Origin of the sequence: Nocardiopsis gilva YIM 90087 (assembly GCF_002263495.1) — a bacterium.
Lineage (GTDB): Bacteria > Actinomycetota > Actinomycetes > Streptosporangiales > Streptosporangiaceae > Nocardiopsis_C > Nocardiopsis_C gilva.
Window position 1 is genome coordinate 5,143,462 of the sequence record NZ_CP022753.1, and the last position, 24,876, is coordinate 5,168,337.

Genomic DNA, 24,876 nt, shown 5'->3' on the forward strand with positions numbered 1-24,876 from the left:
CGGTGGCGGGCCAGCCGGATCAGGACGGCCGCTCCAGGACGCTGGCGGTCGCGAGCGCACCTCCCGCACACATGGTCACCAAGGCGGTCGCGGCGTCGCGGCGTTCGAGTTCGTGGAGGGCGGTCGTGATGAGCCGGGCGCCGGTGGCGCCCACAGGATGGCCCAAAGCGATCGCTCCGCCGTTGACATTCACGCGGTCCAGATCCGGGCAGTGCTCCTGGGACCACGACAGGACAACGGCGGCGAAGGCCTCGTTCACCTCGACGAGGTCGATGTCGCCCAGCGTCATCCCCGCGGCCGTCAGCACCTGCGCGGTCGCGCGGATCGGTCCGTCGAGGTGGTAGTGGGGCTCCGCCCCCGTCAGAACCTGGGCGCGGAGGCGGGCGCGGGGCGGCAGGCTCCAGGCACGCGCGCGCTCCTCGCTGGTCAGCAGCACCGCGGCGGCGCCGTCGGAGATCTGGGCGGACGTACCGGCAGTGTGCAGGGCGCCGTCCGCGACGGGTCGCAGGCCGGCCAGTCCCGCGGCGGTGGTCGGGCGGAGGCCCTGGTCACGCGTGACTGTGTCTCTGTCACGCGTGGCGGTGCCCTTATCGCGGGTGGTGGTGCCGTCGTTCCCGGCATAGGGCTCTCCGGCCGTCGCGAGGGACACCGGGACGATCTCGCGGTCGAAGCGCCCCTCATCCCATGCGGTCGCGGCGCGGGCCTGGGAGCGGACGCCCCAGTCGTCGAGGTCGCGGCGGGTCAGTCCGCGGCGGTGGGCGATGCGTTCGGCGGCGGTGAACTGGTCGGGAAGGTCGAGGGACCAGTCATGGGGGCGGGGGTCGTCCGGGTGGACGCTGCGACCCAGCGGAACGCGGCTCATCGCCTCGACGCCGCAGGCGACAGCGGTGTCGACGGCACCGGCCTGGATCAGCGCCGCCGCGATGTGCGTGGCCTGCTGGCTGGAGCCGCATTGCGCGTCAAGCGTGGTGACCCCGACCTGCCAGGGCAGTCCGGCGTACAGCCAGGCGTGGCGCCCGATGTGGTTCCCCTGCTCGCCGCCCTGGGTGACGCATCCGGCGAGGACCTGGCCGACCTCGTGCGGGTCGATTCCGGCCCGTTCCACCACGGCGCGTTGGACATGCGCGAGCAGGGCCATGGGCTTCACCTCGGACAACACGCCGCGCCGCTTGCCGATGGGGGTCCGGACCGCTTCGACGATGACCGGGGTCGCCATGCCGTCTCCTGCCGCCTGTGTGCCGCCGACCTGTGTGCCGCCGACATCGTGCCGCTGTGTGAGGTGCGCACTCGGGGAGCAGAATATAACGCGTTCTAATTTTTGAGGAGAGGGCGGGAACCCGGCATAGGGGCGGGAAAGCCCACATGTGAATTTCAGATTTCGCCCACCAGCGCGGCGACTTCCGGGTGATCCACAACTCGTCACCCACGCACCGAAGAGGCGCGCCGATGGGCGACGATCAGAAACCCGCGAGCAGGGGCTCCGCCGCGACCTCCAGGCGCTGCTGCACCTGCTCCATGTCGCGGTGGCCCTTGAGGATCTCCAGCAGCTCGAAGATCCAGATACTCGCAAGCGAACCGACGAGGACATAGTCGTCGGCGTCGCGGTCGGGCAGCGCGCCTTCCTCACCCTCGGTCACCGGAGTCCCCGTGGCCACTCGGTAGAGGAGGTCGGTGATGCGCGCGCCCAGCTCGGTCTTGACCTCGGCCATGATCAGCGAGCGGACCAGCGCGTCGGCCAGTTCCGGCTCGCGCATCAATCCCCGGGTGGCGCGCATCAGCACGTCGACGGCGCGGCCCGCGGCGGTCTCGGCGTTCGGCGGGCGGCGGCTGATGCTGGTCTCCAAGAGGTCCAGTTCCTCGGTGACCACCGCGACGACCAGATCCATCTTCGATGGGAAGTAGCGGTAGAGCGTGCCCAGCGCCACACCGGCGCGTTCGGCCACCGTCCGCATCTGCATGGCTTCGACGCCGCCGCGCAACGCCAGGGCTGCCGCCGTCTGAACGATCCGCTTGCGGCGCTGGTTCTGATTCCGCATCCGCATCCCAATCGGCGCCTGGACCGCCACGGCGTTACTCCCATCATCGTCGTCGCGGGCACATCCGCCCCGCGTGGACCCTGGCACGACCGAACAGGCCGTGTCGGCCACTCCCCCGTCACCCGGACGCCATCCGCCAACGTCCGGCCGGACTTCTATGAGAACACGTTATCCAAGGATCACCTAGAACTTCATCATTAGACAACTGTGGATAAGGCCTCATCGGGCGATGTCCACGACGCCGAAGAGACCGGAAACACACACCATCCGGGGCTCTGGCGCGACTTAATAGAATTTGTTCTACTGAACGGGGCAGGGTTGGGCTACGACGGCGACCAGCGGGGTGCACCGTGGACTACTCCCTCGACCGCGATCAACAGGACCTGCGCGCGCTGGCGGCCGACGTCCTCGCGCGCGCGACCGACAGCGGGGCGCTGGACGCCCCCGACGACCCACCGTTCGACACGGCGGCCTGGAAGGGCATGGCACAGGCCGGACTGCTGGGGACCGCCGTCGGAGAGGATGAGGGAGGAACCGGGCCGGGCCCGGTCGACGTCGCCGTGGTGCTGCGGGAGGTCGGGGCCCGCGCGGCCCGGGTCCCCGCCTTCGCCACGCTCGCGCTCGGGGCGCTGCCGGTGGCGCTGTGCGGCACGCCGGAGCAGCGCGCGGCTCTCGCCCCCGTCGTGACCGGCGACCATATCCTGACGGCGCCCCTGGGCGCGCCGGGCCGCAGCGACGGTGCCATCACCGATCCGGCGACGACCGCCCACCGCCAGGGCGGCGACTACCTCCTGGACGGCGTAGCGACGTCCGTCCCCTACGCCACCGCGTCGCGCACCCTGTTGATTCCGGCGCGGCTGGACAGCGGCGGAGTCGGCGTCGTCCTCCTCCCCGCCGGCTCCCCCGGCCTCAGCCACCACCCTCAGCCGACGGGAACGCCCGACCCGGCCTTCCGCATCGGCCTCGACGGCGTACGGGTACCGGCCACCGCGCTGCTCGGCGGGGACACCACCGGTGCGGCGGCGCGCACCCTGCACCGCTGCGCCCTGGCCGGACTCGCCGCGACCGTCTCCGGCGCCCTCGCCGGTGCGCTCGGGCTCACCACCGAGCACGTCAAGACCCGGCGGCAGTTCGGCCGCGCCCTAGCCGAGCTCCAGGCCGTCACAATGAAGGTCGGCGACATCTACGTGGCCACCCGCGCTCTGGACGCGGCGATGTGGGCCGGAGCATGGCGGCTCGCAAGGAGCGGAGCGGCGAACCCGACCCCCAGCCCGACCCCCAACGCGGGCGCCGACGCGCCGTCCGCGACGGCGGCGGAGGCGGCCGACGACACCGACCACGTGCTGGCCGCCGCCGCACTCCTCATCACCGACCAGGTCCTGGACGCCTTCTACACCGCTCAACACCTGCACGGCGGCCTCGGCGTGGACGTCACCTACCCCCTGCATCGACATTTCTCCATCGGAAAGTGGGCCTCGACGGTTCTCGGCGGGCCGGAGACGCGACTCGACGCGCTCGGCCGACTGGCCGCCCTCGACGCTCCCGTCCACGTCCACGCCGAGTCCGCTCCCTAGTCCGCTCCCAGGGACCCATGGAGACCCCACATGTTCATCGATCTCACCGAGGAGCAGCGCGAGCTCCGGGACCACCTGCGCGCCTACCTCTCGGCGGTCATGACCCCGCAGGAGCGTGCGCACCCCACCGACCCGCCCGCCTACAAGCGGGTCATCCGCCGCATGGGCCGCGACGGCATGCTCGGATGGGGCTGGCCCACCGAGTACGGCGGCCGCGGGCTCGGTGCGCTGGAACAGCAGATCTTCGTCAACGAGGTGACCCGCGCCGAAGTGCCCTATCCGCTGGTCACCCTGCAGACCGTCGGCCCGGCCCTGCTCCACCACGGCACGCCTGAGCAGAAGCAGCGCTTCCTGCCCGGGATCCTGTCCGGCAAGATCCACTTCGCCATCGGCTACACCGAGCCCGAGGCCGGAACCGACCTGGCGTCGCTGCGCACCACCGCCGTACGCGCCGACTCCGGCGACTTCCTCATCAACGGGCAGAAGATCTACACCTCCGGCGCCCACCTCGCCGACCACATCTGGCTGGCCGCCCGCACCGACCCTGAGGCTCCCAAGCACAAGGGCATCTCGATCCTTATCGCCGACACGGCGGAGCCCGGCTTCTCCTGGACCCCCATCGTCACCGCCGACGGCCACCACCACACCAACACCACCTACTACTCCGATGTGCACGTGCCCGCCGACCGCCTCGTCGGCGAGCTGAACCGGGGCTGGCGGCTCATCACCGACCAGCTCAACCACGAGCGGCTCACGCTCGGCCCCTCCGGCAACATCGGGCACCTCTACGACCGCTTCCTGGACTGGGCGCAGTCGACGCACCGCCCCGATGGCGCGGACGACCGACTACTGGTCGACGAGCCGGCGGTGCGGCGCGCCCTCGGCCGCGTCTACGCCTACCTCCGCGTCAACGAACTCCTCAACTGGCAGGTGGCATCGACCATCGACACCGGCTGGCTGGGCGCCGCCGACGCGTCGGCGAACAAGATCTACGGATCGGAACGGTTGCAGGAGGTGCCGCGGATCATCGCCGACACCGTGTCGCGCTACGGCGACCCCGCCGACCCCCGAACCCGGGACCTGCTCGCCCGCCTCGACTCCGGCTCCAAGGGCGCCCTGGTCATGACGTTCGGGGGCGGGGTCAACGAGGTGCAGCGCGAACTGATCGCCACACTCGGCCTGGGCTTGCCCCGCGCGCCGCGCTAGGCGCGCGCCAGCGGAAAGGACTCCCCCCGTGACCGTTGACCGCACAGTGGACACAGTGGATGACGCGTTCCACGCCCGACTGCTGGAGCTGGCGGCCGCCGCCCGCGAACGCGGGGAGGTGGACGGTGGCACCGCCCCGGACCCGGTGAATACGCCCATGGTCCGCCACTGGGTGCGGGCGATGGGCGACACCAACCCCGTCTACCTGGACGAAGAGGCCGCTCGCGGGGCGGGACACGACGGTCTCGTGGCGCCACCGGCCATGCTGCAGGTGTGGACGATGCGCGGATACCTGGCTCCCGTGGAGCACGACCGGGAGGACCATGCCGAGCGCCCCGAGAGCGCGGTCGACGACCTCCTCGCCTACTTCGCGACCGGCGGATACGCGGGCGTGGTCGCGACCAACTGCGAGCAGAGCTACGACCGCTATCTGCGCCCGGGGGAACGGCTCCGGACGACGACCCGATTCGGCGACCTGACCGGCCCGAAGCGGACCGCCCTGGGGACCGGCTACTTCCTCACCTGGCACACAACCTGGTACAGCGGGAACGAACGTGTCGGGCGGATGCTCTTCCGGGTACTGAAGTTCCAGCCGCCGACGCGCGAGGCGGCGAAGGAGCGCGCGGCCGCGACCGACCCTCCCGCCGCCTCCGATTCCGCTGCCTCCTCTGGCTCTGCGACTGTGTCTGCCTCGGCGTCTGCCTCTGCATCCTCCACGGAGTCCGCTGCCCCGGCGCCCGCGGCCGAACCCGGAAGCTATCCCCTGCGTCCGGTCCGCAACGCCGACACCCACTTCTTCTGGAACGGGGCACTCGTCGGCGAGCTGCGCATTCAGCGGTGTGCCGACTGCGGCCGCCTGCGCCACCCGCCCGGCCCTATGTGCCCGTCGTGCCACTCCACCACCCGCGATCACGTCGTGGCCGCGGGCACCGGAAAGGTCTTCAGCCACGTCGTGCACCACCATCCGAACGTCCCCGGCCGGACATCGCCCTATGTGGTGGCGGTGGTCGAACTTCCCGAGGGCGTGCGGATGGTCGGCAACATCCTGGGAATCGCACCCGAGCGCGTCCACTCGGGGATGCGGGTCCGCGTCGACTTCGAACGGGTCGACGAGGACCTGGTCCTCCCCCAATGGCGCCCGGTGGACGCCGCCGGCCCGGAGGGCCCGTCCGCGAGCGCGCTGCCCACCCTGGAACTTCCGATGACACGGACGTCGATCATCACCCAGGCCCTGGCCACCCGCGACTTCCAGGACATCCACCACGACCCCGACCGGGCGCGCGCCCAGGGGGCGCCCGACATCTTCATGAACATCCTGACCACGCAGGGGCTGGTGGAGCGCTGCGTCACCGACTGGGCCGGGCCCGCGGCGCGCGTGCGCTCCATCGCCATCCGGCTCGGCGTGCCCAACCACGCCGGGGACACCTTCTCCCTCGGCGGAGCGGTGACCGAAAGGGAGGGGTCACGGACGACCGTGGCCATACGCGGGACCAACACCACCGGGACCCACGTCAGCGGGACGGTCGTCGTCGACGTGCCCGACACGGCGGTTCCGGCTGCGGATCCGGCCGTGGGCACCGCGGGGGAGGAGGGCTGATGTCGCTGGCACGCGTGGCCTCGATCGCCGGTATCGGTGCCACGGAGTTCTCCAAGGACTCCGGGCGGAGTGAGCTGCGGCTGGCCGCGGAGGCGGCGGTCGCCGCGCTGCACGACGCCGGTCTGCACCCCGCCGACGTCGACGGCATGGTCACCTTCACCCAGGACACCAACGCCGAGATCGCCGTCGCCCGGGAGATCGGCGCGGGCGCACTGCGGTTCTTCAGCCGGGTGGACTACGGCGGCGGTGCGGCGTGCGGCACCATCGCGCAGGCCGCCATGGCGGTGGCCACCGGTCAGGCCGAGGTCGTCGTGGCCTACCGCGCGTTCAACGAGCGCAGCGGGCGGCGCTTCGGCCAGGTCGCGCCGGGGGCGCTGCGCGCGCCGACGTCGCAGGGGCTGGAGATGAGCTGGCACGTGCCGTTCGGTCTGCTCACCCCGGCCGGGTGGGTGGCCATGTTCGCCCGCCGCTACATGGACACCTACGGCGCGACGAGCACCGACTTCGGCCGTGTCGCGGTGGCGGCGCGCAGGCACGCCGCGACCAACCCGAACGCCTGGTTCCACGGTCGGCCGATCACACTGGAGGACCACCAGTCGTCGCGCTGGGTGGTAGAGCCGCTGCGCCTGTTCGACTGCTGCCAGGAGAGCGACGGGGGCGTCGCGGTGGTTGTGACGAGCACCAAGCGCGCCCGCCACCTGCGGCAGCCGCCCGCCGTCATCGCCGCGGCGGCGCAGGGGTCGGCGCCGGGGCAGATGATGATGACGTCGTACTACTCCACCCACCCCGGCTCCTCCCACTCCACCGACTCCTGCTCCCCCCACTCCTGCTCCACCCGCTCCCCCGACCCGGCCGATGACATGGCGGGGCTGCCGGCGATGGGGATCGTCGCCGAGGGGCTGTGGCGCGGCTCCGGACTCAAGCCCCGCGACATCCAGACGGCGGTGCTCTATGACCACTTCACCCCCTTCGTCCTGGTCCAGCTGGAAGAACTGGGCTTCTGCGGGCGCGGAGAGGCCCGGGACCTCGTCGCCGAGGGCGGGGTGGAGCTCGGCGGTCGGCTGCCGGTCAACACCCACGGGGGGCAGCTGGGCGAGGCCTACATCCACGGGATGAACGGCATCGCCGAGGCGGTGCGCCAGGTGCGGGGGACGGCGGCCAACCAGGTCGATGAGGTGACCAATGTGCTGGTCACAGCGGGAACCGGGGTGCCGACGAGCGGCCTGATCCTCAGCCGCGACTAACGCGCGCGACCGTCACGTCCGCCGATAACCCCGGGGGCTGCCGCTTCTCTCTGACCGGCCGGTACGTACTCTAGAATCCGATTCGGTTTAAGTCCGGACGCACGAGTGAGCACGAACCCGGCGGACGCCCGCGCTCGGCGGGCGAGGAGAGGGGCGACAACATGCGGGAGATGCCACCGGTGGAGGACCTCGGCGGGGGGATCTGGAGCATTCCGGTACCGATCCCGGACAACCCCCTGGGCTACACCCTGATCTACGCGCTGGAGAGCCCGAGCGGCCCCGTCCTGGTGGACGCCGGATGGGAGCACGAGGAGTCGTGGCAAGCGCTGAGCGCCGGCCTGGAACAGATGGGGTCGAGCATCACCGACGTGCACGGCGTGGTCGTCACCCACTTCCACCCCGACCACTCGGGGCTGGCTGGTCGCGTACGCGAGGCGTCGGGGGCGTGGATCGCGATGCACCAGGCCGATATCGACCTGCTGCGGCGCATCGACGATCTGGGCGGCAGCGGGCAGCGCGAGCTGGAGGTGCGCCAGCTCCGCCTGGCCGGGGCCGCCGAAGAGGAGGTGGACCTGTGGGCGCGGCTGGACCCGCGCCTGGACCCGCCGCAGATGCCCGACCGCCCGCTGATGGACGGGGAGCTCGTCGACGTGCCCGGCCGCAAGCTGCGGGTGGTGTGGACGCCCGGCCACTCCCCCGGCCACATCTGCCTACACCTGGAGGACGGCGACCACCTGTTCACCGGGGACCATGTGCTGCCGAGTATCACGCCGCACATCGGGCTCTTCCCCTTCGATGAGGAGCACGACCCGCTCAGCACGTTCCTGGACTCCCTCGCCGGGCTGAGCGAGCTGGGCGCCGCCCAGGCACTGCCCGCGCATGAGCACCGGTTCACCGGGATCGGCCCGCGGGCGGCCGAGATCATCGCGCACCACGAGGAGAAACTGGATCTCCTGGCCGCAGCGCTGGGCCAGGACCCCGCGACACTGTGGGAGCTGGCCTCGGCGCTGCCGTGGCGGCGCTCCTGGGCCGACATGCACGCTCTGGCCCGGCGGATGGCGGCCTCGGAGACCGCGGCCCACCTGCGCACGCTGGAGCGGAGGGAACAGGCGGTCCGGCACACCCGGCCGGAGGGCGTCCTGGAGTGGACGGCGCCCAGCATCGCCCCGGCCGCCAAGGGGTGACGGGGAGAACGAGCCGCGCCCGTTCCCCGTGTGCTCCCTCGCCTTCCCCTCCTTCCCCCCTGCTTTCTCTCCTGTTCCCTTCTGTTCCCCTCCTTTGCGAAGCCCTCCCGGAGACGCATACTAGAACGCGTTCTACCCAACGACCGGCCAGGCGGGAGCTCGCCGATGAGCACGACCGGACCCACCGACCCCTGTCCCACGCCGTCCCACCAGCCCACCACCGCACACCTGCCGACGACCCCACGCCCGCCGACCGACCCGCACCTGCCAACTGACCCACACCTGCCAACTGACCCAAACCGGGCCGACCGGGCCGACCGGTCCCACCGGCCGGGGCAGGACGCTCCGGACACCAGCCTCGACGGCCGGGTCGCCGTCATCACCGGTGCCGGGCAAGGCCTGGGCCGCGCCCACGCTCAGGCACTGGCCGCACTCGGCGCGCGGCTCGTCCTCAACGACCTCGGCACAGACGTGGAAGAGGTCGCGGCCGAGATCCGGGCGGAGGGAGGGCAGGCCACGGCGCTCACCGGCGACATCGCCGACATCGGGCACGGCCAGGAGCTGGTCACCGCCGCCGTCGAGGGGTACGGGCGGCTCGACATCCTGGTGAACAACGCCGGGATCACCCGAGACCGGATGCTGTTCAACATGTCCGAGGAGGAGTGGGACGCGGTCGTCCGGGTCCATCTCAAGGGCCACTTCAGCGCATCGCGCGCCGCCGCCTCCCACTGGCGGGACCAGTCCAAGAGCGAAGGCGGCCCGGTCTATGGCCGGATCCTCAACACCGCCTCGGAGTCCTTCCTCCTCGGCTCGCCGGGCCAGCCCAACTACGCGGCCGCCAAGGCCGGAATCGCGGCCCTGACCACCACTGCGGCGCAGGGGCTCGGCCGCTACGGCGTCACCGCCAACGCGATCTGCCCCCGCGCCCGCACCGCGATGACGTCCGACGTGTTCGGCCCCGCTCCCGACGCGGGACCGGACCCGCTGGCCCCCAAGCACGTCGCGCCACTGGTGGCCTACCTCGCCTCCCCCGCCGCCGCACACGTGAGCGGACAGGTGTTCGTCGTGCATGGCGGGGTCATCGGCGTCATGTCCCCGCCCTCGGTCTCCGGAACCCTGCGCGCCGACGGCTGCTGGTCCTCGGCCGAACAGGTGGCGCGGGCCTTCGCTGAAGCCGCGCTCCCCGCTCATGGCTTCGTCGCCACCGACGTGCTGGAGCTGACGTGAGTCGCGTGAGTCGACCGGCACCCCCGCTCGGCCGCCGCGGATCCAGCGAACCCGGACCGGGCGGCGGACCAACGGCCATCGGAGGTTTGTCCCGACATAAGATCCAAGTACTGAATATCCGCTAGTGACGGCCAGGTATTAAACTGGCCGGTAACATCGCGAGCGTCCCAGTACCAGCCCGAACGACCCGCCCATGAGGGGTGGCGGGGGTCGACGGCGGTTGGCTTCTGGGACGCGGGCTGTCGACGAGGCCGGCCCCGAGCGAAACGGACCGCTATTGGGGGCGCCCCTAGGAAGCGGGTCCACGAGCGACGAACGAGGTGAGCTGTTGACCGTGCCGGCCGGAAGCGCGTCGCCGACGCTCGCTCCACAGCACCCGCCGTCCCCACAGCGCCCGTACTCGCCGCAACACCTGCCGAGTGCACTGCACCCGGCCCCTGCACAGCACCCGGCCTCCGGCGCGCGACGGGGAGTTCCGCGAGCGACAGCTCCCCACACTCACCCCGCACCCGCTAGCCCCACACCCCTGCCGATGGGTTGGACCTATGCCGCATCCTGAACGTCCTCTGCGCGTCGCCCTGCTCTCCTACCGCAGCAAACCGCACTGCGGTGGCCAGGGCGTCTACATCCGCCACCTCTCCCGCGAACTCGCCGCGCTCGGCCACCGCGTCACCGTCTTCTCCGGCCAGCCCTACCCGAACTCGACGAGGGCGTCATCCTGGAGAAGCTCCCCAGCCTCGACCTCTACAACGACGCCGATCCGTTCACGGCGCCCCCGCTCTCCCAGTGGCGCGACTGGATCGACCTCCTGGAAGTCGGCACGATGTGGACCGCCGGGTTCCCCGAACCGCTCACCTTCTCCCTGCGCGCCCACCGCGAGCTGCGCCGCCGACGCTCCGAGTTCGACGTCGTGCACGACAACCAGACCCTCGGCTACGGACTACTCGGCCTGCAGGCGATCGGCTTTCCGCTGGTCACGACCATCCACCACCCCATCACCGTGGACCGCCGTATCGAGCTCGAGCAGGCCACCGGGTGGCAGCGCCTGTCCAAGCGGCGCTGGTACAGCTTCGTCGGGATGCAGGGCCGCGTCGCCCGCCGCCTCCAGCCCATCCTGGTCCCATCGCAGTCGTCCGCCGACGACATCGTCCGCGAGTTCGGCGTCGGTCACTCCGCCATCGGCGTCGTCCCCCTCGGTGTCGACACCCGCTATTTCCACCCGCGCCCCGAGGTCGACCGCGTCCCCGGCCGCCTCGTCTGCGTGGCCAGTGCCGACAGCCCCCTCAAGGGCGTCGCGACGCTGCTGCGCGCCGCCGCGAAGCTCGCCACCGAACGCGAGGTCTCGGTGACCATCGTGAGCAAGCCCAAGCCGGGCGGCCCCACCGACCAGCTCGTCGACGAACTCAGCCTGCGCGACCGCGTCACCTTCGTCAGCGGGATCGACGACACCGAACTCGCCCGCCTCATCTCCAGCGCCCAGGTCGCCGTCGTCCCCTCCCTGTACGAGGGCTTCTCGCTCCCCGCTGTGGAGGCGATGGCCTGCGGGACCCCGCTGGTGGCCAGCCGTGCCGGGGCGATCCCCGAGGTCGTGGGGGACGACGGCGACGCCGGTCGGCTCATCACCCCCGGCGACCCCGAGGAGCTGGCCGCCACCATCGGCGCGCTCCTGGACGACGACCCGGAGCGCACGCGCATGGGTGAGGCCGCCTGGCAGCGCGTCCAGGAACGGTTCACCTGGCGGGCGGTCGCCAAGGCCACCGCCCGCCGCTACGCCCAGACGATCGAGGACGCCCAGACACGCCCGAGCGGCCTGACCTCACGCCTGTGACCGGCACGACCCGAAGGAGCCAGCCCTGATCACCGTCGACTTCACCCTGTTCCCCGTCGGACCGGGGAACCGCGTCCTCGACCTCGGCTGCGGTGGCGGCCGACACGCGTTCGAGGTCTACCGCCGCGGCGCCGACGTCGTGGCCTTCGACCAGAACGAGAACGATCTCGCCGACGTCGCCACCATGTTCGCCGCCATGCGCGCCGAGGGCGAGGCCCCCGCCGGGACGGAGGCCGAGACGGTCAAGGGCGACGCGCTCGACATGCCGTTCGACGACGGCATGTTCGACCGGGTCATCGCCGCCGAGATCTTCGAGCACATCCCGCACGACACGCTCGGCATGAAGGAGCTCTACCGGGTGCTCAAACCCGGCGGGATCGCCGCTGTCACCGTGCCCAGCTGGTTGCCCGAGCGCGTCTGCTGGGCGCTGTCCGAGGACTACCACACCAACGAGGGCGGGCACATCCGCATCTACACCCGTGCCGAGCTGGAGGCCAAGCTCAAGGCCACCGGTTTCCAGATCGGCCCGCACCACCACGCACACGCGCTGCACGCGCCCTACTGGTGGATCAAGTGCGCTGTTGGCACCGACAACAACGACCATCCGCTGGCCAAGGCGTACCACAAGCTCCTGGTCTGGGACATGATGGAGGCTCCGGCTGTCACCCGCGTCTCCGAGCGCCTGCTCAACCCGGTCATCGGCAAGAGCGTCGTCGTGTACCTGCGCAAGCCGCTCGACACCGAGCGCGAGCGCGAGTTCGACGGCCGCTCCACCCGGGCCGACGCGGCGCCCGGCGCGACGATTCGGGACACCGTATGAGTGATGCCTCGCCCGGGCTACCCGCTGTGCCCGGTGTGCTCGACGCCGCCGACATCGCCCGCTCCGCCGGTTACCTGCTGGCCACCCAGACCCCCGAAGGCGCCATCCCCTGGTTCCCCGGCGGGCACCTGGACGTGTGGGACCACGTCGAGTGCGCCATGGCGCTGTCCGTCACAGGGCACGTCGAGGCCGCTCGCCGCGCCTACAGCTGGCTGGCCGGTGTCCAGGACGCCGACGGCTCCTGGCCGGCCAAGCTCCGCCACGGCGAGGTCGTCAACCCGATCCGCGAGGCCAACCACGCCGCCTACCCGGCGGTGGGTGTCTGGCACCATCTGCTCATCACCGGCGACGAGGCGTTCGCCGAGGAGATGTGGCCGGTGGTCCGCGGCGGCATCGAGTTCGTGCTGGGCCTGCGCACCGGACGCGGCGAGATCCAGTGGGCGCGCGACCCCGGCGGCCAGCCCGGCGACCACGCGCTGCTCACCGCGTGCGCCAGCATCCACCAGGCGCTGCGGTGCGCCGCCGCCCTCGGCGACCGGCTTGGCCGCCCGCAGCCCGACTGGGAACTGGCAGCGGCCCATCTGGGCCACCTCGTCGCCGAGCACGAGTCGGTGTTCGCCGACCGCAGCCGCTACTCGATGGACTGGTACTACCCCATCCTCGGCGGGGCCGTGCGCGGCGCCGCGGCCAAGGAGCGCCTCAACGAGCGCTGGGACACGTTCGTGGTTCCCGGGCTGGGTATCCGGTGTGTGAGCGACGAGCCCTGGGTCACCGGTGCCGAGACCTCCGAGCTGGTGCTGGCGCTGGCGGCGATGGGGGAGACGGAGCTGGGAGCGCGGCTCCTCGGCGACATCCAGCACCTGCGCGACCCGGACGACGGCGCCTACTGGACGGGCTACCAGTTCGTCGAGGACGAGAACTGGCCGGTGGAGCGCAGCACCTGGACGGCCGCCGCGGTGATCCTCGCGGCGGATGTCCTGTGCGGAGCCACGCCGGGCGCCCGGGTGTTCACCGCCCCCGAGCTTCCAGCGGAGACCGGCCCGGTCTTCCCCGAGTCCTGCGGATGCGCGGCGCTGGTGCGGTGAGGCGCTGAACCGGGGGCCGGTTTTGGGACCGGTCGCGTGCACAGGCCAAGCACAGTCCAACACCAACACACCAGCACCAACAGACCAGCACCACGAGAAAAAGGCGGTGGCCGGGTCCCCATCCTCCAGGGACCCGGCCACCGCCTTTTCGCGCGCCGAGTGCGGCGTTCTCACTGGTCTGGTTTGTGCCCTTCTGGTTTATGTTCTGCGCGGGGTGGGAGCCGGATGCCCGTGCCGAGGTCCTCCTCGGCGGATGCGGCCGTCCGGCTCACCTCCGGTCAGATCGCTCTGTGCCGGACCACGCAACGGCTACCACTTTCAACCGGGTCCCACGGTTCCTCCGCCGCCGCCCGGCTGCGGGAAATCGCCGCCCTCGTTGCCGCCACCGCCAGGGACGTCACCGCTGCCGTCGCCGCCCGGGTCGGGCTCCTGCCCGCCGCCGGTGCCGTCTCCTCCGGAGGGCGGGGGCGTGCCACCGCCTCCGTCACCGGTACCGTCGCCGCCACCGTTGCCGTTTCCGCCACCCGCGCCGTTGTCCGGCGGGAGCTGCGGCTGCGGCTCAGGCTCCTGCTGTCCCTGGTTCTGCTGCGGGGTGTCCGGCTCCGGCTCGGGGACGTTGGGCGCCCAGTTCTCGATGGTGCCGTCACCGCTGCGCCCGGGGAAGGACTCGATGTCCTTGCCCTCCATGGCCTGGGTCATGAACTTCTGCCAGACGGACGCGGAGAGCGAACCACCCTGGACCACGCCCCAGCCGGGAACGACAACGGGTTTGTTGTCCGTGCTGTAGACCGTCATCGCCGTGGCGAGCTGCGGCGTGTACCCCACGAACCACGTGGCCACGTTGTTGTCGGTCGTACCGGTCTTGCCGGCCGCCGGGCGGCCCAGCGCGGCGTTGCTGCCGGTACCGCCGTTGACAACCGTCTCCAGCGCGTAGGTGACGTCGTTGGCGACGTGCTCCGGGAACGCCTGATTCCGCTTGACCTCCGGGCGCTCGTTCTCGCCCTCCTTGTTGACGATCTCGCGGACGACATGCGCCTCGATGTACTCCCCGCCGTTGGCGAACGTCGCGAAGCCGTTCGCCTGGTCCATGGGACGCAGGCTGGAGATACCCAGGGGGAACGAGGCGGCTGCCCTCTGCTCCTTGGTCATCCTGCTGGCGGGAATGCCGGCAGCCTCTGCCGCGGCCGCCGTCTTGTCCCCACCGACCTGCTTGTTCAGCCGGGCGTAGGCGGTGTTGCTCGACTTCGCCGTGGCCTGGGCCAGGGTCAGCGGCCCGTAGCTGTGGCCACCGGCGTTGCTGATCGACCCGCCGGGGACCGACATCGGCGAGCTCCCGTCCACCACGCTGTCGACGCTGTAGCCCTCCTGGAGCGCCGCCGCCAGCGTGTAGGGCTTGAAGGCGGAACCGGACTGCGCGCTACCGCTGAACGCGCTGTCGTACTGGTTCTGGATGAAGTCCTTACCGCCGTAGAACGACTTGACCTCACCGGTCGACGGCTCGATCGAGGCCATGCCGGCACGCACGTCGTCGGGGAGGGAGTCCATGCCCGAGGTGGACTCCACGGCCTCCTTCGCCTTCTTCATGAGGTCTTCGTCGAACGTCGTGACGATCTTGTAGCCGCCGCGGTTGATGAGGTCCTCGTTGTAGCCGAGCTTCTCCAGTTCCCGCATGGCCTGCTGGAACATGTAGCCCTTGTAACCGCTAAGGTCGCTCTGCGGCGTCTGCTCGTCCGGCGTGGGGAACTCCGCCTTGTCGGCCTCGGCCTGGGTGATGCCGGTCTCGGGGTCCTCGCTGTTCAGCTCGACCATGCCGTTGATCACGTACTGCCAGCGGGACTCCATGCTCGGCGTGTAGTCCTCGTCGGCCTGGCCGAACAGGCTGGGCTGCTGGATGGCGGCGGCCAGGAACGCCGCCTCCGACGCGTTCAGCTCACCGACATCCTTGTGGAAGTACGCCTGGGCGGCGGCCTGGATGCCGTAGGCCTGGCGACCGAAGTAGATGGTGTTGAGGTACTGCTCCATCACCCACTTCTTGTCCTTGGACTGGTCGACCTTGAGCGAGATGACGATCTCCTTGACCTTTCGGGTGATCGTCTTGTCCTTGCTCACACCGTCGTAGTAGCCCCGGACCATCTGCTGGGTGATGGTGGAACCGCCCTGGACCTGCTGGCCGGTGACCGTCGACCACACGGCGCGCAGCGTTCCGGTGACCGAGACGCCCGGCTCCGTCCAGAACCCCCGGTCCTCGGCGGAGATGGCCGCGTCCTGAACCACTTCGGGGATCTCGTCGTACTTCAGCGGCTCGCGGTCCGTGCCCCGGTAGGCGAACTCGGTCTCGCCATCGGCGTAGTAGAAGGTGGATCCCTGTTCGGTGGCGGCGGCCTTAGTGCCGTCGGGGACCGGGATGGTCGCGTAGGCGACGCCGAAGCCGATCACCCCGAGCAGCATGCAGAGGCCGACGCCGATCAGGGTGCCCACGGTGAGGCGCAGCCACAGCGGCTTCTTCGGTTTGCCGCCGCCCTTCTTCGCGACCTTCTTCTTGGCCTTCTTGGTCGTGGTCGAGGTCGCGATCCCGCCGGCGGCGGCCGCGGCCGGGGGGCCATCGTCGGCGGGGTCGGCGCCACCGCCGGACGCACCGGGGATGTCGAAGGTAGCGGTCGTTCCCGCCGCCTGCGTGTCGTTCGTCGTGTCGGGGGTGGGGGTGCCAGAGCCGGGAGGGGGAGCGGACGACGCCGCTGCGGCACCCGCCGCGCCCGCTGCCGCAGCGCCGAGCCCCGCAGCGGCGACGGGAGCGGTGACGTCGGATTCCGTCTTCTCAGGGTCCGAGCCATAGGACTCGCCCGATGCTGAGGCGGAGTCATCCTCATCGACGGATGCGGTGGGCTCCTTGGAGCCATCGGCGTCATGGGATGCGGGGGACGGCTCGGAGCCGACGGCGGGCGCGGAGGACGCCATCGCCGCGGCAGCCTCCACGTCGTCATCGTCGTCGTCGAACACTGGCGTGAAAGCCGCTGTGCCCTCCGGGTCCCAGACGGAGTCGTTCTCGGCCTTCTCGTCGACGTCGAAGGCTTCGTCGTCTACCGAGAAGGAAGGGGAAGAAGAGGAAGCAGGGGAAGCAGGGGAATCGTCGATGTCGTCGACGTCGGCAACAGCAGAGGTGGCACCACCGGCCGTCGCGGCCGTGACGATGGTGTCGTCGGTGCCGTCTGCCTTGTCGGCCTCGTTGGCCTCGTCGACTGCGTTGCCGGTGCTGTCGGTACTGGCGGTACTGGCGGTGCTATTTGTGCTGTCTGGGCTGTCGGTGCTGTCGGCGTCGGCCCCAGCCCGTTCCGCGTCGGCGTCGGCGTCGTCGTCTGCTCCGGACATCGACGCGGCGGACCCGTCACTCTCACCGATCCGGCCGTCCGCGTCGAGGCTGTAGCCCTGTTCAGCAAGGGTGCGCGCGACGCGGTCGCGGAAGAAGCTTCCGCTGTCCTTGAACACACTGGACGAGGAGGAATCGTCCGTCTCGTCGCCATCGTCCCCGGGGTTCCGGTCACTGTCACTGGACGGGTCGAACCAGCCGAAGCTCTCGGACGTGTCTTCAACGTCGGGCTCTCCCGCCGAGCCAGACGCCGTGGTTTCGGTCGCCCCTTCGGAGTGGTCCTCGTCGCTCACCTCGGCATCCGCCTCCGGAGAGGCAGCGCCGGTCTCATCGCGATCGGAGGCCCCAGGCTGGTCGGCGCCGACGTCAACATTGTCGTCGCTTTCGTCCACGTTGTCCGTGCGTGCGTTGGGCGTTGAGTCCTGGGGTTCGATACCGTCCATGGCCGCAGCTTCGTCGTTTTCGGGCGTGTCCGCTTCAGGGCGCGGCTCGGTCTGGCCGCCGCCGTACGTGCTCTCACTCAGTTGGTGGCCCCCTGGCACTCTCGATCCCCCAGCATGCGACACCGTTCACACTTGACTACGCGTGCATGGGTCGAATCGGTTCTGCGAAAATCTGGATCGGTACCGGCGTTGCGGGGGATATCGCCGCTACCCTCCCGGAACACGATACCTTTCTCCGCCTACCACAAAGCCGCCCAAGACCCCCGCTGGTGGGGTTCTTAGCGTCCTCTTAGGCGGTTGGCTCTCGGCCCGAAAACCCACAGGCGGCGGAGACGCCAGACGCAAGGCGCCCTGGCATCGGCGAGCGCCTGCCTGCCACGTTGGCGGGATTCGGGGAACAGCGACCGACAGGGCAATGTGCTTCATGTCACTCTTCCTCGCACGAAGAGGGACCACCCCGACACTGTCGGCGAGCAAACGTGGGAGTCCGGCCGGCCGCTGGAGCCAGCCGCAGCCGATCCATGCGATCGCGAGCATCGGCCCCGATGCTGGACGGCGCCCCGCTCACCCGAAAGCCGACCGAGCCACCCGTCTCGTCATCCGGGGCCGACGAGGAGACGCCAAGGACCGGCAGGAGCCGGACACCGCTTGGCACAGTCGTCCGGCCACTCCCCACTCTGACGCGCCCTCTCGGCATGGCGCACGGCCATAAGGACGATCAGGCCGACAGTCGCGGGCGGCCCGTCGCGCGTTCTCGCGGCACGAAGCAGCGCCGGTATATCAGAAAATCTGTCACGCATCAGAACAATTCCCTCCGCTCTTCCATTCTTCCTTTTCAGCACGGCGCTGCACGCTGAAAATCACACTCCGCTACCTGGTCAACACACCTTAACAAGCCACGTTTTCGCAGGTCAGACAAACGCGAACGTAGATTCGCGTTTGCAATTCCCGGATAACGCAGAGAAGGATGGATCTACATCCACCAGGCCCGCCACGACGGGCTTACTCGCCATGCCCGGACTTCACCGTTCACCACCCCAGGAGGGGACCATGATCCATGCCCGAGAACTGACCCGGAGTTTCAAGGTCAAGCGAGAAACGGTTCAGGCCGTCCGCGGCCTCAACCTCGATGTGGAGCCCGACCAGCTCGTCGCGTTCCTCGGTCCGAACGGCGCTGGTAAGTCGACAAGCCTGCGGATGCTCACCTCGCTCCTGCCGCCGACCTCCGGGACGGCGATCGTCGCGGGCTGCGATGTCGTCGCCGACCCCAGCGGTGTGCGTGCTCGGATCGGCTACGTCGGGCAGAAGAACAGCGCGGGCGAGAACTTCCGGGTCCGCGACGAGTTGGTGACCCAAGGATGCTGCTACGGGCTCACCCGGGCCGCGGCGCGTCGCCGCGCCGACGAGGTTCTCGACCTGCTGGAGCTGGCACCGCTGGCCAAGCGCACCCCCGGAACGCTGTCGGGAGGCCAGCGCCGCCGAGTGGACATCGCGATGGGTCTCATCCACCGGCCCCGGCTGCTGTTCCTCGACGAGCCCTCGACCGGGCTCGATCCGCAGAGTCGGGCCGATATCTGGCGGCACATCCTGCGGCTGCGCGAGGAGTACGACACGACCCCCTTCCTCACCACCCACTACCTGGAGGAGGCCGACAGCATGGCGGAGCGGGTGGTGATCATCGACAACGGACGGATCATCGCCGACGGCACCGCCGAGAAGCTCAAAAGCGACCTGGCGGGCGACCTGCTCACCATCACGACCCCGGACGAAGGCGAGGCGGCGCGGGCGAGGAACGTCGCCACGCGCTTCGCTGTCCCGGACGCGATCAAGAGGGAGGGGACAACCGTCCGGATGCGGGTTCCCCACGCCGGTGAGGTGCTGCCTGACTTCCTGCGGGTGGCGGAGGCGGCGGGAGTGGAGATCGCTTCCGCCGAGACAGCCCGCCCCACCCTGGACGACGTGTTCCTCACCCTCACTGGCCGCAGCCTGCGCGAGAGCGAGCAGGAGGGCGGCGACGCGTGACTCCCCCACAGGGTCGCTCCCGGCGACCCTCCTTCCCCTCAACTCGACGTCGACAACATCGACTCCCCCTATTCCGCCCACAGCCTACGAAGGAGCCCCGAGATGAGCACGACAACGGCGTCGACCACGAAATTCGCCCGCGACACACGGACCATGTTCGTCCGCGAGTTCGCACCGGTGCTGCACGCGCCGGTGAGCCTGCTCTTCACGATGGCGCAGCCCCTGCTCTTCCTCTTCCTGTTCGGCTCGATGCTGGCGGGAACCCAGGATTTCGGGGGTGACGGAGCATCATGGCAGTGGTTCGTCCCCGGAATCCTGATCATGATGTCCCTGTTCGGTCCAATGCTCGCCGGTTACAACCTGCTGGTCGAGCTACTCGGAGGATCGATGGAGCGCATGCTGGTCACACCGCTGGACCGCACGGCGATGCTGATCGGCCGGACCCTGAAGGAGATGGTGCTCCTGCTGGCCCAGTCGCTCCTGATCATCGGCCTCGCCGCACCGCTGGGCTTCCGGGTTCACCCCGTTGGGGTGCTGGCCGGACTGGCGCTCCTGGTCGTCTTCGGGATCGGACTGGGCGCGCTGTCATTCGCCCTGGCGATCGCGTCCCAGCCGAGTGGTGAGCTGTTCTACGGGATCACCCAGCTCCTCCTGTTTCCCCTGATGCTGTTGTCCGGGGTGATGCTCCCCCTCGACTTCGGGCCGAGCTGGCTGCAGATCGTCGGGGCGGTCAACCCGGTCGCCTACATCGTCGACGCGGAGCGCTCCCTCTTCGCCGGACAGATCACCGACGTATCGGTGCTGTACGGAATCGTGTCGGCCTGCGCGATCGCCGCTGCCGGGCTGGCGCTCGGGAATCGCTCGATGCGACGCGCGGTGTGACCCGATCTCCCCACTGGCGCGGCCGGTCTGATGAAACACTTCCGGACCGCCGCGCCACCGATCCAGCTACGGGCCCCCATACCGGCCCACCGGCTTTTGGCCCCTCATGGCCTGGAAGAAAAGGATCGTGAAGGTCAGTGCGGCAATCCCGGAGACGATAGCGCCAATCACGAGGAGTGTCAGAGCGCCATCGGAGAGGTGGGGAATCCGTTCGACCTCGGTGATCGCCGTCCCGGGGATCTCGGTCCAGACCTCGTCATAGCCGGAGTTCAGGGCGGTGTAGGTCACCATCGTTCCGAACACCGCGGCGCTGCCCAGTCCCAGCCACAGCCACAGCCAGCTCCAGTACATCCGCTGCGTCAGCGGGGTGACCACGGTCGGCTGCTTCGCCAGAACGTTGCTGGTCAGGGTGGCGTAGTCGCTCGTGAGGCCGTTGATTCGGATCTTCCGCCCGTCAGCGACAGTGATCGAGGCCGAGAAGTCCAGCCCGAGGTAGGCGGCCGGCGCCGTGGTTCCGGGAGCCTGGCGGTACCACATGCCGCGCACCTGCTCCCACGGCCACTGGCGCAGCGCGAACGCGGTGTTCCACACCAACCCGCCCTCGCGGACCTCGAAGTACTCGTTGGTTCCACGTCGAATCACCTGAACGAGCTGGACCGACCCGATCACCAGCCCGGACAGCGCGAACCCGATGAGAATGCCGATGCCCCGCCCGTGCGAGCGCTGGTAAGGCTGCTCCCCAGAGTCGGCGAGCACTGCCAGCAAGATAAGGCCGGCCACGGCGGCCACGGCCAGTCCGATGACGGCGGCTGGCCAGCGGCGACGGTTGTCCACCCCGGATGCTGACTGACCAGTGCGCCCAACTCGTGCCGCGCCACGTGCACTTCCCCGCTGCTCCGACGGACGGACAGGCGCGAATCTAGCTCTGGGGGCGCATCCGGCACAAGGCCCTGCCTGTACGCCCGGACCTACCAAAGGTCACCATCGCGCCAGTCGCAGGTCAGTTCCCCGGAGAGGTCAAGCGGGACTGACAGAGGCAAGACGTAGACGCCGTCGTCCTCCTGCGCGGTGCGCACGATACCGGAGGGAGTAAGCGCTGATGTCGGCCCCAGCCACCGCCTCCAGCCACGTCCCGCGTAGAACGCCGCGCCCGCATCGGTAGCGCTCAGCGCCCCCAGCTCGTACGCTCCGCCTATCACGCGTTCCAGTGTGTCCATCATCGTCGCCCCATGGCCACACCGACGCCGGTCCGCGCGCACCCCGACACCCTCGACGTACCCCGCACGGAGCGCCCGCCCGTGGTGGAGCAGTCGGCGCTGAACCACGGACGCATGCCCGATCAGATCGGTTCCCTCCCAGAGGAGGGCGTGGACCCCACCCAGGCAGTGTTCCCAGTCGTGGTCGGTCAGGTCGCCCTCGAATACCTCATCCAAGAGGGCCCGCGCAGCAGCGAGGACAGATGCGTCCAGCTCGGCGGTGTGGGCGGTGCCTAGCTCGATCATGTAGTTCATCGTGTCAGTCGCTCCGCGAGAGGCGGGCACCCTGTGCGACCCTCGAGCGGAAGGCCCACACAGAAACAGAAGCGGACGACCGCTCCGGACAGCAGGCCCTCAGCTCACGAGGCCAGGTTGGGTTTCTCCTGGCTGCTCGGCTTCCGGGGCTAGGAGGTCAACCTTCAGGCGGCATGTTGTTACGCCGAGCACCGTCGTGGACCTGTTCGTACTGGGCGGCGAAGAACTCGGCCGACATCAGCGAGCGCGGGTGACCCGCGCGGAGTGGCGGGCTCCCCCGGTCGGACAGGATGGTGTTGATGTCGGGCTGCACGATGATCGGCGCGTGGTCAGTATCCCGGTCGTGAGCGGCCACGATAAGGGGCGGGATTGGTCGATGGGTGTGGTGCGGGCCGGTGATCGCGTGAAGCACGTTGCCACCGTCCGCCCCGATCGAACAGGTGCCGCAGGGCGAGCCAGGCGAACCGACGCCCGCCTCACCACGTCCGCGTATTGACGGCATGCCGATGGCCCGCCGGGCGGGGGGACCTGGCGGGTCCGGCAAGATCACACGAGCAAGCGGCGTCAAACGGTGTCATCCGGTGGCCGATCAGCGGAGCCCTCACCCCCGCCGGTGTCCTCAGCCGGCGGGCGCGCACCCCGGTCAGGGCGGTCCGTGCGGCGGGGGAGCTCGGGACCGCCCGGCGCCCGCGGCGGCGGGGGGTGGGGCCTGTGCCGTGGGCGGGGCCGCTGGGCCCAGCCGCGCTCCCGCGCCCGGCGGTGCTCCTTCTCCAGGTTGTGGAACCGGCACAACGGCTGGGCGTTGGCCAGGTCCGAGGGGCCGCCGTCCCACCAGGCGACCTTGTGGTCGGCCTGGCACCACGCGATCGGCCGGTCACACCCGCCCTCCCACGCACACCTCTGGCGCTGCACCAGCAGAGCGGTGCGCACCGCCGGGGAGAACAACCGCTGGGCATAACCCACATCCAGCGGCTGCCCGCTGACCGGATCACACACCACCCGCCGCAGCACACCATCCGAAGCGTGCGCCCGGGCCGCCGAGGCCGGCCACAGGGTGCCGTACTCACTGACCGCCGGACCCGCCCCTCCTGGCCCTGCAGCAGGTCGAGCCCGACCACCAACGCCACCGGGTTGGCACCGGCCCTGCGGCGCGGCGCCTGCTCGGCGGGCAGCTCCACCACGGTCTGGCACATCTCGACCAACGCGTCATGGGTGCGCTGGTAGGAGGAGCGCTCCTCCCCCTCCGTGGCCGGCGGGGCCAAAAAGGCGTCCAGCGCGTTGCGCAACACGTCCCCCGACGCCTCGTCCCCCCAGGCCTCCAGGTGGAAGGAGTCATCCATCCCCCGGATAAACCTCGCACCCCGGCCCGCATAGCGGTCCTGGTACTCCTTCTCCTGACGCGCCGGGTCCAACGTGTAGCGCAACCGCCGTCCGACCTGGTCCAGGCCCCACACCGTCACCCCCGGCTCACACGCCAACCCCAACAACGGACCCTCAGCCGTGTGGGCGAAGGCCTCGGCCTCCGGCCACCGCTGCACCGACCGGCAGGCCAGGCCTTCGTTGACCCAGTGGGCGATGCGCTCCAGCTTCGCCAGAGAGATCTCGCCCTGCTGGTAGGCCTGCTCGGACTCCTCCAGATGCGCCGAGCGGTGGGCCAACGACGCCAGCTGGCGCGCTTCGGCCGGAGACCGGTGCGCGGTGTGCTGCAACCAATGCGACAGCCGGAACTGCCCCGAGCCCACCAGCCCACCACGCGCCTCGAACACCCCCGCCGCATCGGCCGCAGCGAGCTTGACCTCATCCAGGCCCTGCAGGACCTGGATGAGGTCCTCGCCCACGGTGTGCTCGGCCCCGGGCGGGATGTCGGCCCCGGCCACCTCGCCCAACACCTCAGCAGCACGGCGCAGGCACGCCACCGCCTCGCCCGCACCGCCACCCGGCGGCCGGGAGGAAGAAGGGGTGAAACCCGCGCCATCGCTCATACATCCAAGCTAGAAACCCCACCCCGCCGGTGTCGCAACAAATTTCCCGCCTGTGGACAACCCACGAAATCCTTGTGGCAGGCGGCAGGCAACGGCACGGGGCGGGGCAGTGGGTCTGCTGGGCGGCCGTGTCGGCAGTTATCTGCCCGATGTTCTGTGGTGAAAAGCGGCAGCGAGCTCGGTGAAGTGCTGGGCGCCGGTCCCCTGAGGGGTACGGCGGGCCCGGTTTGCGACGTGCGAGGCTCCTCTCGCTTCGTGTGCAGGGGCTTCCGCAATGCGGGAACACCATCCCGCCCCAGTCCCCTTCCGCTGATGATCACGGGAATTGTTCCGGCAAAACGGACAGAACCAGAGAACTCCCCATGATCATCGGCGGAAGGGGTGCGCGGTGGCGCGGCGAGACGGGAAGAGGCGGGAGCTGTGCCCTATTGATCCTGTTCAGTGCAGAGTGGTTGCGTTGATCTCGGGAAAGCGCGCCAAAAAACCGCTAGAATTTGGCGCACGTCCCCGAGATCAACACAGGCGGGGACATCACGGGCATACAGCCAGCGTTTTCCCGCCCCCGGGCCACCCACCCCACGCCGCTGGACCACCACGGCGCCCCCGCCGGCCGCCGGTGCCGCCTTTCACCCCAGGACACCGGACAGGGCGAACGCCGACACGGCCGCCCAGCAAACCTCCCACGCCCCCATCCCGAGATGATCACGGTGATTCTCCCGGCACACCGGACAGAACCGGGCCCCTGGCCATGATCACCGCGGGACACGTGGGACACACCGGCCACACCCCGGACCGGGCGGGGGCTCTCCGTCCGCAGGCCCAGACCAGCAGCCCCCTCGCCTGCCGATGCGCTCGCCGCCCCTCGACCACA

17 protein-coding genes and 1 pseudogene are annotated in these 24,876 nt (G+C 70.1%); 11 read left to right on the forward strand and 7 right to left on the reverse strand.

What is annotated here, in order from left to right; translation table 11 throughout:
* Positions 1-19 precede the first annotated feature (19 nt).
* Positions 20-1,216: a steroid 3-ketoacyl-CoA thiolase gene (locus tag CDO52_RS22780; protein ID WP_017620981.1), complete on the reverse strand. Its 1,197-nt coding sequence runs from the start codon at positions 1,214-1,216 to the stop codon at positions 20-22.
* A gap of 241 nt (positions 1,217-1,457) precedes the next feature.
* Complete coding sequence (locus CDO52_RS22785; RefSeq protein ID WP_017620980.1) at positions 1,458-2,042, reverse strand: TetR family transcriptional regulator; 585 nt, start codon at positions 2,040-2,042, stop codon at positions 1,458-1,460.
* A gap of 344 nt (positions 2,043-2,386) precedes the next feature.
* Between CDO52_RS22785 and CDO52_RS22790 the strand changes: the two genes are divergently transcribed.
* The 9 genes and pseudogenes from CDO52_RS22790 to CDO52_RS22830 all read left to right on the forward strand — a co-directional run bounded on the left by CDO52_RS22790 (position 2,387) and on the right by CDO52_RS22830 (position 13,801).
* Positions 2,387-3,610, forward strand: coding sequence for an acyl-CoA dehydrogenase family protein (locus CDO52_RS22790; RefSeq protein ID WP_017620979.1), 1,224 nt, complete (start codon positions 2,387-2,389; stop codon positions 3,608-3,610).
* Positions 3,611-3,640: 30 nt separating this feature from the next.
* Complete coding sequence (locus tag CDO52_RS22795; protein ID WP_094932688.1) at positions 3,641-4,816, forward strand: acyl-CoA dehydrogenase family protein; 1,176 nt, start codon at positions 3,641-3,643, stop codon at positions 4,814-4,816.
* Between the two features lie 28 nt (positions 4,817-4,844).
* Complete coding sequence (locus tag CDO52_RS22800) at positions 4,845-6,413, forward strand: OB-fold domain-containing protein (RefSeq protein WP_017620977.1); 1,569 nt, start codon at positions 4,845-4,847, stop codon at positions 6,411-6,413.
* A complete protein-coding gene (locus CDO52_RS28300; protein WP_094932689.1) occupies positions 6,413-7,657 on the forward strand; it encodes a lipid-transfer protein in 1,245 nt (414 codons plus the stop codon). Before CDO52_RS22800 ends, CDO52_RS28300 begins: the two co-directional genes overlap by 1 nt.
* Positions 7,658-7,818: 161 nt before the next feature.
* A complete protein-coding gene (locus tag CDO52_RS22810; RefSeq protein WP_017620974.1) occupies positions 7,819-8,841 on the forward strand; it encodes an MBL fold metallo-hydrolase in 1,023 nt (340 codons plus the stop codon).
* A gap of 165 nt (positions 8,842-9,006) precedes the next feature.
* Positions 9,007-10,068, forward strand: coding sequence for an SDR family NAD(P)-dependent oxidoreductase (locus tag CDO52_RS22815; protein ID WP_017620973.1), 1,062 nt, complete (start codon positions 9,007-9,009; stop codon positions 10,066-10,068).
* Between the two features lie 545 nt (positions 10,069-10,613).
* Positions 10,614-11,896, forward strand: a pseudogene (locus CDO52_RS22820) (glycosyltransferase family 4 protein).
* A 25-nt stretch (positions 11,897-11,921) separates the two neighbouring features.
* The gene (locus CDO52_RS22825) at positions 11,922-12,716 is read left to right on the forward strand and encodes a class I SAM-dependent methyltransferase (protein ID WP_083920078.1); all 795 of its coding nucleotides are present in this window, start codon (positions 11,922-11,924) and stop codon (positions 12,714-12,716) included.
* Entirely contained in the window at positions 12,713-13,801 is a 1,089-nt protein-coding gene (locus CDO52_RS22830; protein ID WP_033301783.1) for a glycoside hydrolase family 15 protein, read from the forward strand. Before CDO52_RS22825 ends, CDO52_RS22830 begins: the two co-directional genes overlap by 4 nt.
* A 318-nt stretch (positions 13,802-14,119) precedes the next feature.
* Here the strand turns inward: CDO52_RS22830 and CDO52_RS22835 are convergent, their stop codons facing one another.
* On the reverse strand, positions 14,120-17,608 hold the full coding sequence (locus CDO52_RS22835) for a transglycosylase domain-containing protein (RefSeq protein ID WP_094932690.1): 3,489 nt from the start codon (positions 17,606-17,608) through the stop codon (positions 14,120-14,122).
* Positions 17,609-18,658: 1,050 nt separating this feature from the next.
* On the opposite strand from CDO52_RS22835, the gene CDO52_RS22840 reads away from it, so the two are divergent.
* Both CDO52_RS22840 and CDO52_RS22845 read left to right on the forward strand, forming a co-directional pair.
* The gene (locus CDO52_RS22840) at positions 18,659-19,630 is read left to right on the forward strand and encodes an ATP-binding cassette domain-containing protein (protein ID WP_017620969.1); all 972 of its coding nucleotides are present in this window, start codon (positions 18,659-18,661) and stop codon (positions 19,628-19,630) included.
* Positions 19,631-19,732: 102 nt separating this feature from the next.
* Positions 19,733-20,512, forward strand: a complete 780-nt coding sequence (locus tag CDO52_RS22845; protein ID WP_017620968.1) for an ABC transporter permease — start codon at positions 19,733-19,735, stop codon at positions 20,510-20,512.
* Positions 20,513-20,578: 66 nt separating this feature from the next.
* Here CDO52_RS22845 and CDO52_RS22850 read toward each other — a convergent pair whose 3' ends face one another.
* The 4 genes from CDO52_RS22850 to CDO52_RS22865 form a co-directional block, all read right to left on the reverse strand.
* A complete protein-coding gene (locus tag CDO52_RS22850; RefSeq protein ID WP_157745689.1) occupies positions 20,579-21,268 on the reverse strand; it encodes a hypothetical protein in 690 nt (229 codons plus the stop codon).
* Positions 21,269-21,480: 212 nt separating this feature from the next.
* Positions 21,481-22,023, reverse strand: coding sequence for a GNAT family N-acetyltransferase (locus CDO52_RS22855; protein WP_017620966.1), 543 nt, complete (start codon positions 22,021-22,023; stop codon positions 21,481-21,483).
* A 157-nt stretch (positions 22,024-22,180) separates the two neighbouring features.
* Positions 22,181-22,378, reverse strand: coding sequence for a hypothetical protein (locus CDO52_RS22860; protein WP_017620965.1), 198 nt, complete (start codon positions 22,376-22,378; stop codon positions 22,181-22,183).
* 121 nt (positions 22,379-22,499) lie between these two features.
* Complete coding sequence (locus CDO52_RS22865) at positions 22,500-24,005, reverse strand: hypothetical protein (RefSeq protein WP_157745691.1); 1,506 nt, start codon at positions 24,003-24,005, stop codon at positions 22,500-22,502.
* Positions 24,006-24,876 lie beyond the last annotated feature (871 nt).

Excerpts from the sequence above, each read along its gene's own strand:
- CDO52_RS22780 (WP_017620981.1), bottom strand. The coding sequence starts at position 1,216 with ATGGCGACCCCGGTCATCGTCGAAGCGGTCCGGACCCCCATCGGCAAG.
- CDO52_RS22785 (WP_017620980.1), bottom strand. The coding sequence starts at position 2,042 with ATGCGGATGCGGAATCAGAACCAGCGCCGCAAGCGGATCGTTCAGACG.
- CDO52_RS22795 (WP_094932688.1), top strand. The coding sequence starts at position 3,641 with ATGTTCATCGATCTCACCGAGGAGCAGCGCGAGCTCCGGGACCACCTG.
- CDO52_RS28300 (WP_094932689.1), top strand. The coding sequence starts at position 6,413 with ATGTCGCTGGCACGCGTGGCCTCGATCGCCGGTATCGGTGCCACGGAG.
- CDO52_RS22810 (WP_017620974.1), top strand. The coding sequence starts at position 7,819 with ATGCGGGAGATGCCACCGGTGGAGGACCTCGGCGGGGGGATCTGGAGC.
- CDO52_RS22815 (WP_017620973.1), top strand. The coding sequence starts at position 9,007 with ATGAGCACGACCGGACCCACCGACCCCTGTCCCACGCCGTCCCACCAG.
- CDO52_RS22830 (WP_033301783.1), top strand. The coding sequence starts at position 12,713 with ATGAGTGATGCCTCGCCCGGGCTACCCGCTGTGCCCGGTGTGCTCGAC.
- CDO52_RS22835 (WP_094932690.1), bottom strand. The coding sequence starts at position 17,608 with ATGGACGGTATCGAACCCCAGGACTCAACGCCCAACGCACGCACGGAC.
- CDO52_RS22840 (WP_017620969.1), top strand. The coding sequence starts at position 18,659 with ATGATCCATGCCCGAGAACTGACCCGGAGTTTCAAGGTCAAGCGAGAA.
- CDO52_RS22845 (WP_017620968.1), top strand. The coding sequence starts at position 19,733 with ATGAGCACGACAACGGCGTCGACCACGAAATTCGCCCGCGACACACGG.
- CDO52_RS22855 (WP_017620966.1), bottom strand. The coding sequence starts at position 22,023 with ATGAACTACATGATCGAGCTAGGCACCGCCCACACCGCCGAGCTGGAC.
- CDO52_RS22865 (WP_157745691.1), bottom strand. The coding sequence starts at position 24,005 with ATGAGCGATGGCGCGGGTTTCACCCCTTCTTCCTCCCGGCCGCCGGGT.